At 42.3% G+C, this 12,945-nt stretch carries 9 protein-coding genes; 4 read left to right on the top strand and 5 right to left on the bottom strand.

Going from position 1 to position 12,945, the window contains the following annotated elements:
• Window positions 1–10 precede the first annotated feature (10 nt).
• The 3 genes from ACSSTM_RS08560 to putP form a co-directional block, all read right to left on the bottom strand.
• Window positions 11–1,417 carry an alkaline phosphatase gene (locus ACSSTM_RS08560; RefSeq protein ID WP_420735170.1) on the bottom strand — a complete coding sequence of 469 codons (1,407 nt, stop codon included), beginning with the start codon at window positions 1,415–1,417 and terminating at the stop codon, window positions 11–13.
• Between the two features lie 112 nt (window positions 1,418–1,529).
• A complete protein-coding gene (locus tag ACSSTM_RS08555) occupies window positions 1,530–2,222 on the bottom strand; it encodes an MgtC/SapB family protein (RefSeq protein ID WP_034664661.1) in 693 nt (230 codons plus the stop codon).
• Window positions 2,223–2,386: 164 nt separating this feature from the next.
• Entirely contained in the window at window positions 2,387–3,868 is a 1,482-nt protein-coding gene (gene putP, locus ACSSTM_RS08550) for a sodium/proline symporter PutP (protein ID WP_106038400.1), read from the bottom strand.
• A 420-nt stretch (window positions 3,869–4,288) separates the two neighbouring features.
• Here putP and gatC point away from each other — a divergent pair, with 420 nt between their 5' ends.
• From gatC to gatB, 3 genes are read left to right on the top strand one after another with little or no spacing between them, the layout of a single operon-like run.
• Window positions 4,289–4,579, top strand: coding sequence for an Asp-tRNA(Asn)/Glu-tRNA(Gln) amidotransferase subunit GatC (gene gatC / locus ACSSTM_RS08545; RefSeq protein ID WP_003213898.1), 291 nt, complete (start codon window positions 4,289–4,291; stop codon window positions 4,577–4,579).
• 14 nt (window positions 4,580–4,593) lie between these two features.
• Window positions 4,594–6,051, top strand: a complete 1,458-nt coding sequence (gatA, locus tag ACSSTM_RS08540) for an Asp-tRNA(Asn)/Glu-tRNA(Gln) amidotransferase subunit GatA (RefSeq protein WP_034664650.1) — start codon at window positions 4,594–4,596, stop codon at window positions 6,049–6,051.
• 13 nt (window positions 6,052–6,064) lie between these two features.
• On the top strand, window positions 6,065–7,495 hold the full coding sequence (gene gatB, locus ACSSTM_RS08535) for an Asp-tRNA(Asn)/Glu-tRNA(Gln) amidotransferase subunit GatB (RefSeq protein ID WP_034664646.1): 1,431 nt from the start codon (window positions 6,065–6,067) through the stop codon (window positions 7,493–7,495).
• A gap of 181 nt (window positions 7,496–7,676) precedes the next feature.
• Here gatB and ACSSTM_RS08530 read toward each other — a convergent pair whose 3' ends face one another.
• Window positions 7,677–8,522, bottom strand: coding sequence for a TetR/AcrR family transcriptional regulator (locus tag ACSSTM_RS08530; protein ID WP_095286009.1), 846 nt, complete (start codon window positions 8,520–8,522; stop codon window positions 7,677–7,679).
• Window positions 8,523–8,653: 131 nt separating this feature from the next.
• Between ACSSTM_RS08530 and ACSSTM_RS08525 the strand changes: the two genes are divergently transcribed.
• Window positions 8,654–11,878, top strand: a complete 3,225-nt coding sequence (locus tag ACSSTM_RS08525) for an efflux RND transporter permease subunit (protein WP_437404132.1) — start codon at window positions 8,654–8,656, stop codon at window positions 11,876–11,878.
• A 30-nt stretch (window positions 11,879–11,908) separates the two neighbouring features.
• On the opposite strand, the gene ACSSTM_RS08520 is transcribed toward ACSSTM_RS08525, so the two are convergent.
• Window positions 11,909–12,862 carry a nucleoside hydrolase gene (locus tag ACSSTM_RS08520; protein ID WP_095286007.1) on the bottom strand — a complete coding sequence of 318 codons (954 nt, stop codon included), beginning with the start codon at window positions 12,860–12,862 and terminating at the stop codon, window positions 11,909–11,911.
• Window positions 12,863–12,945 lie beyond the last annotated feature (83 nt).

Below are 12,945 nucleotides of genomic sequence, written 5' to 3'. Positions count from 1 at the left end.
GGGTTATTTTTTATGGGCGATAGGTGGACGGTGATTCAATGATGTGAAACAGGTTCTTTCCTTGCTTTGTATTATCGATCCAGCCTTGAAATGCTGCTTTACCAGGTCCATATGCATAGACAGGGACATCCTCACCTGTATGGGCAAAGGTTGTCCAGCCTGAGAAAGAACGCTGATCAAAGATATGTTGAATGCTGAGTTGAATCGTACTGGCCTTCCCTGATTGTGCCGCTTTCTCCACCTGTGAGATTTCCTTTTTTGTGAGCGCGAAATCAATATTGGTGTGAAGGACATCACGTACAGATTGACCCTCTGCGATTTTCTTTGCCATATACACAGGCGTTTTCTTAGCAGCTAGAATGGGTGCTGGGTCCCATTTATAGCCGGTCTCACTTGTCATGCCATCTGCGCCAAAGGAAAATCCTCCAGTCGCATGATCTGCTGTGATGACGACGAGGGTTTCTTGATCCTTTTTAGCGAATTGAAGAGCCGCATGAACTGCTTTCTCAAAATCCTCCATCTCACTCATGGCGCCGACCACATCATTTTCATGTCCAGCAGAATCAATAGTACTGCCTTCAAGCAGCATAAAAAATCCATGCAGGTTGTCTTGATTTAATTGGGTTAATGCTGCCTGCGTCATGTCTTTTAAAGTAGGCACATGCTTTGGACGATCAATGGCTCGATCCAGCTCGTCCTCCTGGAATAAGCCGAGCATTTTCGAAGATGATTGAGAGGTTAAATCATCTTTTGATCGTAGAATGGAATACCCGCTCTTCTTAAATTCTTGCACAAGATTACGGTCTTTTCGATCAAAATATTGCATTCCGCCACCTAGAAGGATATCAACTTTGTGCTCTCCCCCTATTTTCTCATCAAAAAAGTGGTCTGCAATTTGTTCTTTGTTTTTTCGGGAGACGTTATGTGTGCCAAAAGCTGCAGGTGTTGCATCGGTGATGTCAGATGAGACAACAAAGGCTGTTTTCATTTGTGCTTCCTTTGCTGCTTCAACGACACTTCTAAGAGGTTCTTTTTCTTGGTTGACGGCGATGGCATCATTGTATGTCTTTTTCCCAGTCGCCATGGCCGTGGCTGCGGCTGCTGAGTCGGTAATATTATCTCGAGGATCATCTGGATGTGTGGTCTGCATCCCGACTAAATACGGGTCCCAGACGGTTTGTGCTTTTGTAGAACCAAGCTTTTCCTGCTTGAATGTGCGGTAGGCTTTGATCACGGGCATCCCCATTCCATCGCCAACGATAAAAATAATATTTTTTGGTGTTTTCGTTTGTTTCTTGTCTGCTGCTTTTGTTGATACGGGAGTGACATCATGTGAGGTCAATAGAACAGCTAAGACGAGTACCGCTAGAATCCCACACATAAGAAAAATACGATTTTTACGATCCATAGAGCCCATGAAAAATCCCCTTTTATCATTTATTTCATAATTTGTATTTTATTTGAATGAAGGCAATGGTTCAACCCTTTTCCCATAAAAAAAGGCGAAGAGACTTTTGTCCCATCACCTTTTATACCGTATCACACTTCACGCCAACGACGCCTTCTAGATCTTTAATATCAAAGTACACATCGGTTGTATAGCGATCTTTATGCACGCGTACGCGTACTTCCATAATCGGATAGTTCTTTTCTGTTAAATCATCAATTCGAACAGAATGAATGCGAATATTGAGGGCTTTCATTTCTTTTAAAATATCCGTCATGCGGTTTCGATCAGAAAGAGACATTCTGATGCGGATTTCTTTTTCCTGTAAGCGAATCGGCCCGATCCGCTGGAAGAGCCATGGTAGAAATTCGACACTAATCAGAATAAAGAAAAGACTGAGGAAGGCTTCTTTATAAAATCCTGCACCTGTTGCAACCCCAAGTCCTGCTGCTCCCCAGATCATCGCAGAAGTTGTAAGACCTGAGATGACATCATTGCTTTTTCGCAGAATCACACCTGCTCCAATAAAACCAACACCAGATATAATTTGCGCCGGTAACCTGAGTGGGTCCATTTGAAGCTTAGAGACTCGAGGGAAATTGTAGGCTGCATCAATGCTGATGATGGTTAACACGCAGGAGCTGACAGCAATGACAATACACGTTTTTAAGCCGAGGGGCTTTTTCTTCAGCTCTCGTTCAAGCCCAATAATCAAACCGATTAAGGTGGCCACGGCTAATTTTAAGACTGTATCCCATTCAATTGTCCAAAACATGCGTATCGCTCCTTCACTTCATGTACGTTTCACATCATGTATATGATCTTCTCACAGCCCATATGGCTGCACAACTCTTATTTTATTCAGAATCGGAAGAAAGAAAAGCTTTTTATTTTTAAAAAGAGAGTCATCCGCATAAGGCAGATGACCCTTCATGTTCTTTATTTTGTTTCTTCTTCAAGATGATTTTCCATTTTAGTAAACAGCTGTTTTGATGCTTTTGTCGGCTTACTGGTCATTAAGCTCACAATAATGGCAGCTAAACCACTTAACGTAAAGCCAGGAATCATTTCATAAATACCGGTTGCATGGTTAAGGCCTGTCGTGATCCATGTGAGAACCACTACCGCACCAACAATCATCCCAACTAGGGCACCATGATGATTCATTCGTTTCCAGTATAGGCAAAGTAAGATGACTGGACCGAATGAAGAACCAAATCCAGCCCACGCATAACCGACAAGATCAAGAATGGTATCACTTGGATTAAGTGAGAGGCAAAGGGCTATCATAGCGACAACTAGTACAGACATACGGCCAATCATCACGAGCTCTTTATCAGATGCTTTTTTTCTAAAGAACGTTCTGTATAAATCCTCTGTCATCGCACTTGCTGTGACAAGCAGCTGAGACGAAATTGAACTCATAATCGCCGCTAAAATGGCAGAAAGTAAAAATCCAGTGATATATGGATGGAACAACACTTTAGAAAAGACGATAAAGATGGTTTCAGGGTCAGCAAGGTTCATACCCGTTTCATGAACATAGGCAACACCAACTAAACCGACAGACAGTGAACCAATCACTGAAATAATCATCCAGCTCATTCCGATTCGGCGTGCTGGTTTTAAGTCTTTGACGGACGTAATGGCCATAAAGCGCACGATAATATGCGGCTGTCCAAAGTAACCTAGTCCCCAAGCGAGGAAGGATATAATGCCAATGACGCTCGTTCCTCTAAAAATATCAAGCAATTTAGGGTCAATCTGTTGAATATCTTGGAATGTGGCAACAGGTCCGCCTAATTGTGTAAAGGCAACGATCGGCACGAGCACTAATGCTAAAAACATGATAGCTCCTTGGACAAAGTCCGTTAAGCTCACTGCCAGGAATCCACCAAACAATGTATACAAAATAACAATACTTGACGTCAAAATCAGTCCAAACATGTAGTGTGCACCGAATGCTGACTCAAATAAACGTCCGCCTGATACCATCCCAGACGATGTATACAGTGTAAAGAAAATTAAAATGATGACGGCTGATACAGCTTTTAATAAAGAAGATGATCCTTTGAATCGTTTATCAAAGAAATCAGGAATCGTAATGGCATCATCAGCAATCTCTGTATAAGAACGTAAACGAGGTGCAAGAATGAGATAGTTCAAGTAAGCACCGACGATGAGACCAATCGCAAGCCAGGTTGTCGATAAACCTGTTTTATACATTTCACCTGGTACACCCATCAGCATCCAGCCGCTCATATCCGCAGCACCTGCTGAAAGAGCTGTAACAAATGGACCAAGTCCGCGTCCACCAAGCATATAATCATTTAAATCATGTGTTTTCCTGAATGCATACCAACCGATGGCAAGCATCCCGATAAAATAAATAGATAAGGAAATTGTAACTTCAATACTCATTTTGTGTTCTCACCTTTTTCGTATTAATTTGACATCACCTCAATCAAAATATACAGAAGTGTCAGGGCTGGTTTTTTGATTGAATGCCCTGCTCACTGCTATGGTTACTTAACCTAACAGAGTATTCCCAAGTGATCAACCTTCTTAAACCTCCACATTTTGAAGAAAAAATAGACAGATCGGTGATGCGAATCAGTTTGTATGCGCTTACAAAGGTAAGTAAAAGTAAAAATTTTCTGAAAATAAAAGGTGATCTGTATGATTTTCTTTATCAGTTGGATGACAATGATGCTTCGAGAGAAAAGGCCTCTTGCTGCGCCTGCGTAAAGTTGCTTTAGAACAGTAAAATTTGATATGATAAAGTGTATATGACTTATGATCATGACCACGAACACGTATCATTTTTGGAGGTGAACCTGCATGTCTAGAATTTCAATAGAAGAAGTAAAGCACGTGGCGCATTTGGCACGGCTTGCAATCACAGAAGAAGAAGCTGAGATGTTTACTGAACAGCTTGATAGCATCATTTCATTTGCAGAGCAGTTAAACGAGGTAGATACGGAAAACGTTGAACCAACAACACACGTATTAAAAATGAAAAACGTCATGAGAGAAGATGTTCCGAATAAAGGTCTTTCCATTGAGGCAGTCATCAAAAACGCGCCTGATCATAAAGACGGCTATATTCGTGTGCCATCAATTTTGGACTAAAGGAGGCCTGAGACATGTCACTGTTTGATCACAAAATTTCTGAATTAAAAGAGCTTTTACATAAAAAGGAACTGTCTGTTTCTGATTTAGTGGACGAGTCTTATAAACGAATCAATGAAGTAGACGGGAAAGTACAAGCATTCCTTGCACTGGACGAAGAGAAAGCTCGTGCGTATGCAAAGGAATTGGACGAGGCAGTTGGTGAAAAGGACGAGCTTGGTCTATTGTTCGGTATGCCAATCGGTGTGAAAGATAACATCGTCACAAAGGATTTACGTACAACAGCATCTAGTAAAATCCTGCAAAACTTTGACCCTATTTATGATGCAACGGTTGTCAATCGTCTGAGAGATGCGGAAGCAGTCACAATCGGTAAATTAAATATGGACGAATTTGCGATGGGATCTTCTACAGAGAACTCAGGCTACAAAGCAACGAAAAACCCGTGGAATTTAAACACTGTTCCAGGTGGCTCAAGTGGTGGCTCAGCAGCTTCTGTTGCAGCAGGTGAAGTACCATTCTCACTTGGATCAGATACAGGCGGTTCGATTCGCCAGCCGGCATCATTCTGCGGAGTTGTGGGACTGAAGCCGACATATGGCCGTGTATCTAGATACGGTTTAATTGCATTTGCTTCTTCATTAGATCAAATTGGGCCGATTACGCGTAACGTAGAGGACAACGCATACGTACTTCAAGCGATTGCTGGCGTCGATCAAATGGACGCAACGAGCGCAAATGTCGACGTCCCAGATTTTCTTTCTTCATTAACTGGAGACATCAAAGGCATGAAAATTGCAGTGCCAAAAGAATACCTTGGAGAAGGTGTTGGCGAGGAAGCAAAAGAGTCTGTTCTCAAAGCGTTAAAAGTATTAGAAGGACTTGGTGCAACATGGGAAGAAGTGTCTCTGCCGCATTCTAAATATGCGCTTGCGACTTACTACTTACTGTCTTCTTCAGAAGCATCCGCGAACCTTGCGCGCTTTGACGGCATCCGCTATGGCTACCGTACAGATAATGCAGACAACCTGATTGATTTATATAAAAATACACGTTCTGAAGGCTTTGGTAACGAAGTGAAACGCCGCATCATGCTTGGGACATTCGCTCTTAGCTCAGGATATTATGATGCATACTATAAGAAGGCGCAAAAAGTCCGTACATTGATCAAAAAAGACTTCGAAGATGTTTTTGAAAAGTATGATGTCATTGTAGGGCCAACAACGCCAACTCCTGCATTTAACATTGGAGAAAAGACAAGCGATCCACTGACTATGTACGCGAACGATATTTTAACGATCCCTGTGAACCTTGCAGGCGTTCCAGGAATCAGTGTGCCTTGTGGATTTGCAAATGGTCTTCCGTTAGGACTGCAAATCATTGGCAAGCACTTTGATGAAGGAACGGTTTACCGCGTGGCTCACGCTTTCGAGCAAGCAACAGATCATCATAAAGCAAAACCTGAACTGTAAGGGGTGAATCAGAATGAACTTTGAAACGGTAATTGGGCTTGAAGTCCACGTTGAGCTAAAAACACAATCAAAAATTTTCTCCAGCTCGCCGACACCTTTTGGTGCAGCTGCCAACACGCAAACAAGTGTCATTGACCTTGGATATCCTGGCGTACTGCCTGTATTGAACAAAGAAGCGGTGAACTTTGCGATGAAAGCGGCCATGGCGCTGAACTGCGAGATCGCAACAGATACAAAATTTGACCGTAAAAACTACTTCTATCCTGATAACCCAAAGGCGTATCAAATTTCTCAATTTGATAAACCAATCGGTGAAAACGGCTGGATTGAAATTGAAGTAGAAGGCAAAACAAAACGAATCGGTATTACGCGTCTCCATTTGGAAGAGGATGCAGGTAAACTGACGCACACAGGCGACGGATATTCACTAGTCGATTTCAACCGACAAGGCACACCGCTTGTTGAAATCGTATCTGAGCCAGACATTCGGACACCAGAAGAAGCGTATGCGTACTTAGAAAAACTAAAATCCATTATTCAATATACAGGCGTTTCTGACTGTAAGATGGAAGAAGGCTCACTTCGCTGTGATGCCAATATTTCACTTCGTCCGATCGGCCGTGAAGAGTTTGGAACGAAAACAGAGCTCAAGAACTTGAACTCGTTTGCTTTCGTACAAAAAGGTCTTGAATTCGAAGAGAAACGCCAAGAGCAAGTATTGCTATCTGGCGGCTTGATCGAACAGGAAACTCGCCGCTATGACGAAGCGTCTAAAAAGACGATCCTTATGCGTGTCAAAGAGGGCTCAGATGATTACCGCTACTTCCCAGAACCAGATTTGGTGGAGCTGTACATTGATGACGAGTGGAAAGAACGCGTAAGAGCATCCATTCCAGAGCTTCCAGACGAGCGCCGCAAACGCTACATCGATGAGCTTGGACTTCCTGCATATGATGCCATGGTGCTGACGCTGACAAAAGAAATGTCTGATTTCTTTGAAGCAACCATTTCAGAAGGTGCAGAAGCGAAGCAAGCTTCAAACTGGCTGATGGGTGAAGTATCTGCCTACTTAAACTCTGCTCAAAAAGAGCTGGAAGATACAAAGCTAACGCCGCAAGGGCTGGCTGGAATGATCCAACTCATTGAAAAAGGAACGATTTCCTCTAAGATTGCCAAAAAGGTATTCAAAGAGCTCATTGAAAATGGAGGAGACGCAGAAACAATCGTCAAAGAAAAAGGACTTGTCCAAATTTCTGACGAAGGTGCACTGCTCAAACTTGTCACAGAAGCACTTGATAACAACCCGCAATCCATCGAAGACTTTAAAAATGGAAAAGACCGCGCGATTGGCTTCTTAGTCGGACAAATCATGAAAGCATCGAAGGGACAAGCAAACCCGCCGATGGTCAACAAGATTCTCCTAGAAGAAATCAAAAAACGCTAAATAGCAAAAACCGCCTCATGAGAAGAGGCGGTTTTTTTGCTTGAAAGGACAGGGTCTTATCATAGATTCAGACCACCGCCGTATATCAATTCGGAGATTCTTTTCTTATAATGAAGTATAAGCGAAAGTGCACATTCGAAGGGGGATAAAGGTGAGCTAACCGGAAAAACAGCACATAATATTATTGAAGAAACAGCTTCAATTGTTCCACTACTTTTAAGACAGCAGGGTCCTCACACTTTTCTAAATTCGTCAGCATCCCTTGAATGACTGGCTTACGAGGCTCAGCTTTCACCAGTTCTTCTTCAATGACTTCAATGGATACAAGGGTATCATCAGAAAGCAGATGCTCAAGCTTTAACAAACGAAGCTCCTCTTGAAGGGAAGCAGCACTCGGCGCTTCATCGTCCCAAATGGTCTGCTTCAGGATCGGTTTCGTCTGAGAACGAAGCAAGCCTTGAACCAAATCATCGAATCGTTCGAGTATAAAGGAAGAAAGCTCATCAAATGATAATTGCATCTGATCTTGTAAAAGCAGGACCTGCACATACGATTGAATGATTCCTTGAATCATGACTGACAGGTCAGTTATATATGGTTCGATCTCCTGTCCATAAGTGGTCAAGATGGAAATTTGAATTTCATCATTCATTTGCTTTTTCACTGTTTTTGAATACTTTTTAATTTGCTGGTTTTCTGGAATAATGTTCTCGCTGAGGATCAAAATGATAAAATCCTTGTTCTCAGCAAAATGCTGAAACTGTTCAGCGATTTGTTTCTGGAAGATCTTTCTCGGCGCGAGATGCTGATTCTCTTTTCGAATCGTTTCAATACTTTGCATAGACGTGTCGATATAATATTCAAAGGCTCGATTGAAAAGCTGTTCTTTTGATTTGAAATGTAAATAAAATGCGCCTTTTGATATTCCGCACTCATCTGCAATTTCCTGAATGGTCGTAGAAGAAAAACCCTTTTTCGCAAACAACTGGATGCTTGCTTTAATGATTTTTTCTTTTTTTTCGTTCATGAAATAAGGCCCCTTCAGCTTTAGAATGTTACGTCAAACGCAAGTGAAATGGTTGACGGCATTGTATATCACCGTTTATTATGATATAGAATGACCAGTCAGTCAATACATAAAGGAAAATGGAGGACATAATGAATTCGATCATCAATTTTGTATTAAAGAATAAGTTCGCTGTATGGCTCATGACGATTATCGTAACAGTTGCTGGTCTATATGCCGGATTGAATATGAAACAAGAATCAATCCCGAATATCAACACTCCAGTCATTACGGTTTCTACAACGTATCCTGGCGCAACGCCGGACGAAGTATCAGATAAGGTGACCGACCCAATTGAGAAGTCTATTCAAAACCTCAACGGAGTCAATGTGGTCACATCCAATTCATTTGAAAATGCCTCATCTATTCAAGTCGAGTACGACTATAACAAAGACATGGATGAAGCAAAGAAGGAAATTGAAGATGCGATTAGCAATATCAATTTTCCGGAAAATGCAGAAAAACCAAAAATTGCACGCTTTAGCATCAACGCGATTCCAATCTTAGCACTCAGCGTCTCTGGTGATAAAGAATCACTAGAAGACCTTACACAGAAAGTAGAAAACGACCTTGTTCCTTCTCTTGAAGGATTAAACGGTGTCTCTTCTGTCGAAGCTTCAGGACAGCAAATCAAAGAAGTAGAATTTTCTTTTAAACAAAAGAAATTGAAAGAATACGGTTTAGATGAAGAAACCGTCCAAAACATGATCAAAGGCTCTGATGTCAACGTACCATTAGGTCTATACACATTCGGCAACAAACAAAAATCAGTTGTCGTGGACGGCAATATTTTAAGCGTCAAAGATTTGAAAAACATGCGAATCCCTGTCACACCAAGTGCAAGCGGCGGTGCGGGAAGCGCTGGAGCTGGAGCACCATCCAGCGGCGCTGAAAACCCAGGTGCGCAAGGTGCAGAGCAGCAGGCTGGAAATGCTAGTCAGCAGCAAGCAGCAGCTCAGCAGCAAACTGGTGGAGGAGCAGCAAGCGGTCAATCTGTAGAGCTGCCGACGATCAAGCTTTCTGAAATTGCGGATATTAAAGTAGTAAAAGATGCAGAATCGATCTCTAGAACGAATGGAAAAGACAGCATCGGTCTGCAAATTGTCAAAGGCTCTGATGCCAATACTGTGAGTGTGGCAGAAGAAGTGACAAAAGAGCTTGAGAAATTCAAAAAAGACAACAAAGGAATCAAAGTAAGCACGACATATGATCAAGCAGAGCCGATTAAAGAGTCTGTCAGCACAATGCTAAACAAGGCAATCATCGGAGCAATCTTTGCGATCATTATCATTATGTTGTTCCTTCGAGATATCAAATCAACATTAATTTCGGTCATCTCCATTCCGTTATCTCTGTTGATTGCTGTTTTATTATTAAATCAGCTTGATATTACATTAAATATCATGACACTTGGTGCCATGACCGTCGCCATTGGGCGTGTGGTCGATGACTCGATTGTGGTCATAGAAAATATCTATCGACGAATGGCGTTAAAGGATGAACCGTTAAAAGGCAAAGCACTCGTCAGAGAAGCCACAAAAGAAATGTTTATCCCGATCATGTCTTCGACGATTGTGACGATTGCGGTATTCTTACCGTTAGCATTAGTAGGTGGAATGATTGGTGAACTATTCATCCCATTTGCCCTAACGATTGTGTTTGCTTTACTTGCTTCACTGCTTGTCGCCATTACGATTGTTCCAATGATGGCACACAGTCTATTTAAAAAGGACCTGTACGGCACAGCGAAAAAAGTAAAAGAGCATAAACCAAGCAAGCTTGCTGGCGGTTATAGACGTGTACTCAATTGGACACTGAACCATAAATGGATCACATCAGGAATTGCCATTCTTATGCTCGTCGGAAGCTTATTCTTAGCACCACTTGTCGGTGTCAGCTTCTTACCACAGCAAGCAGATAAGACGGCGATGGTAACATATACACCTGAACCTGGACAAACGAGAGAACAAGCAATCGATGAAACGAAAAAAGCAGAAGAATACTTGATCAAACGTGACCATGTCAATACTGTTCAATATTCACTAGGTTCTTCAAATGCGCTTACAGCAAGTGTAGGCGGCAACTCGAACGGTGCGTTATTCTTCGTACAATATGATGAAGACACGCCAAACTTTGATAAAGAAAAAGATAAAGTGGTCAAAGCCCTGCAGGACAAAACGTCTAAAGGGGAATGGAAATCACAAGACTTCTCGTCTGCTGGCGCAAGCAATACAGTAACGTACTATGTCTACGGTGACAAAGTAAGCGATATTGAAGGCACAGTAAAAGATGTCGAGAACATCTTAAAAGATGAGAAAAACTTAAAAAATGTCAGCACAAGCTTATCTGAGAAATACGATGAATATACGTTTAATGCAGATCAAGAAAAACTGGCGAAGCTGGGACTAACTGCTTCACAAATCGCTCAAGCGATTGCCCCTCAAAATAGTGAAACAACACTGACGAAAGTCACAGAGGACGGCAAAGAACTTGATGTGAAGCTTCAAACCGAAAAAGACGAATATAAGAGCAAAAAAGATTTAGAAAATAAAAAGATCACAACACCAACAGGACAAGAAGTCCGGATTGGTGATGTCGTAAAAGTAAAAGATGGTACGACAGCAAATACGGTGACAAAACGTGATGGAAAAATCTACGCAGAAGTGTCTGGTGACATGACAACAGACAACGTCTCAAGTGTGACACAGGATGTTCAGAAGAAAGTCGACAAGCTTGATGTGAAGTCTGGCGTAACGATTGACACAGGCGGCGTAAGTGCGGATATTGAGGAATCCTTTACACAGCTTGGACTTGCAATGCTTGCAGCGATTGCCATTGTGTACCTCGTTCTCGTCATCACATTTGGCGGAGGTCTTGCACCATTTGCGATTCTCTTCTCACTTCCATTTACGATTATTGGCGCACTCGTTGGATTGTTTTTAGCAAAAGAAACCATCAGCTTAAACGCTATGATTGGATTGCTTATGCTGATCGGTATCGTTGTGACAAATGCCATTGTGTTGATTGACCGAGTGATTCATAAAGAAAAAGAAGGTCTTTCAACAAGAGAAGCTTTACTTGAAGCAGGAACAATAAGATTACGTCCAATCTTAATGACTGCACTTGCGACGATCGGTGCACTGCTGCCACTCGCATTAGGATTTGAAGGCGGAAGCCAGATCGTATCAAAAGGACTTGGCGTGACCGTGATCGGCGGTTTAACAAGTTCTACACTTCTCACATTGGTCATCGTCCCAATCGTGTATGAAATTTTAAGCAAGTTCAGACGTAAGAAAAAGTACGCTGAAGAAGAATAAGAGGAATCCCCGCTCATTGGCGGGGATTTTTTATGTTGAAATCTGACAAACAGCTTTTCTCATGAGCTCTTCAAATGCTTGGAAAAAGGCATCACGATCGACATGGTCAATCACTTGTATTGACTTTCCATCTGGATGTTCTTCTGTACGTCCTTGCTTTGGCGTCTCGGTATAAACGATCGCGCTCACTTCCTTTGAACGGGTAAATGATGAAGAAGCAAGTGTCATCGTTGTCAGCACGTCCCATAGGTAATAGGTCGAATTCGTTTCATGATGAATGAGCGGTGGACAAAAGGCGTAGCACTGCCCAATAAAATCAATCCCAATGTGAGAACGAAGGGAAGCCCAGCGCTGACGCACATCAAGTGTAAGCGGAACTTGATTCGTGCTTTCAAGTGCGACCATTTCAATAGGAAAGCGTTCCTGGAAGACAGTGCTGACAGCATAAGGGTCCCAAAATGCATTCCATTCTGCTGTCCCATCATGCTCGGGTTCCTCAACATTGCCTTTTTCAAGAAACGTACCGCCCATCCACACCAATTTCTCAATTTGATTAGAGATTGAAGGATCTTCTTCTAAGGCGCGTGCAAGGTCTGTGAGTGGGCCTGTAAAGAGCAGCGTGACAGGTTCTGCTGCCTTTTTAACGGTTTCGATTAAATGAAGGTGTGCTGGAAGCTTGGACACTTTTGTATCTACAATGCCTTTCTCGTTTAGAATAGGTAAGGCATCTACATAAAAAGCATGCATGCGCCACTCTTTCGGAAAAGGATTGACGCCTCTAGAATTTGAAGCAGCGATTTCAATTTCATAGGGGCTAAATCGATCAATGATTTTTTGAGACGCACTGAGAGCAGGCTCTAAATAACAATCAGCAGGAATCACAGACGTCCCGATCACTTTCAGATGTTCCATTTGAAGGAGAAGAAATAACGAGACGAGGTCATCAACACCGCCATCATGATTAAAATAGACAGGCTTTTTCATCGCATACCATCCTTTAGAGCGTTTTCTTTTATCTTATCAGAATGCTTTCTTGCTGAGTGAAATGTGGCAGGAGATTTCTCATA

It is taken from the genome of Bacillus sp. RK1064, assembly GCF_051488405.1.
Lineage (GTDB): Bacteria > Bacillota > Bacilli > Bacillales > Bacillaceae > Bacillus.
Note: the sequence above shows the minus strand (reverse complement) of the source record. Positions and strands in the feature narration are given on the sequence as shown.

Excerpts from the sequence above, each read along its gene's own strand:
- ACSSTM_RS08560 (WP_420735170.1), bottom strand. The coding sequence starts at position 1,417 with ATGGGCTCTATGGATCGTAAAAATCGTATTTTTCTTATGTGTGGGATT.
- ACSSTM_RS08555 (WP_034664661.1), bottom strand. The coding sequence starts at position 2,222 with ATGTTTTGGACAATTGAATGGGATACAGTCTTAAAATTAGCCGTGGCC.
- putP (WP_106038400.1), bottom strand. The coding sequence starts at position 3,868 with ATGAGTATTGAAGTTACAATTTCCTTATCTATTTATTTTATCGGGATG.
- gatC (WP_003213898.1), top strand. The coding sequence starts at position 4,289 with ATGTCTAGAATTTCAATAGAAGAAGTAAAGCACGTGGCGCATTTGGCA.
- gatA (WP_034664650.1), top strand. The coding sequence starts at position 4,594 with ATGTCACTGTTTGATCACAAAATTTCTGAATTAAAAGAGCTTTTACAT.
- gatB (WP_034664646.1), top strand. The coding sequence starts at position 6,065 with ATGAACTTTGAAACGGTAATTGGGCTTGAAGTCCACGTTGAGCTAAAA.
- ACSSTM_RS08530 (WP_095286009.1), bottom strand. The coding sequence starts at position 8,522 with ATGAACGAAAAAAAAGAAAAAATCATTAAAGCAAGCATCCAGTTGTTT.
- ACSSTM_RS08525 (WP_437404132.1), top strand. The coding sequence starts at position 8,654 with ATGAATTCGATCATCAATTTTGTATTAAAGAATAAGTTCGCTGTATGG.
- ACSSTM_RS08520 (WP_095286007.1), bottom strand. The coding sequence starts at position 12,862 with ATGAAAAAGCCTGTCTATTTTAATCATGATGGCGGTGTTGATGACCTC.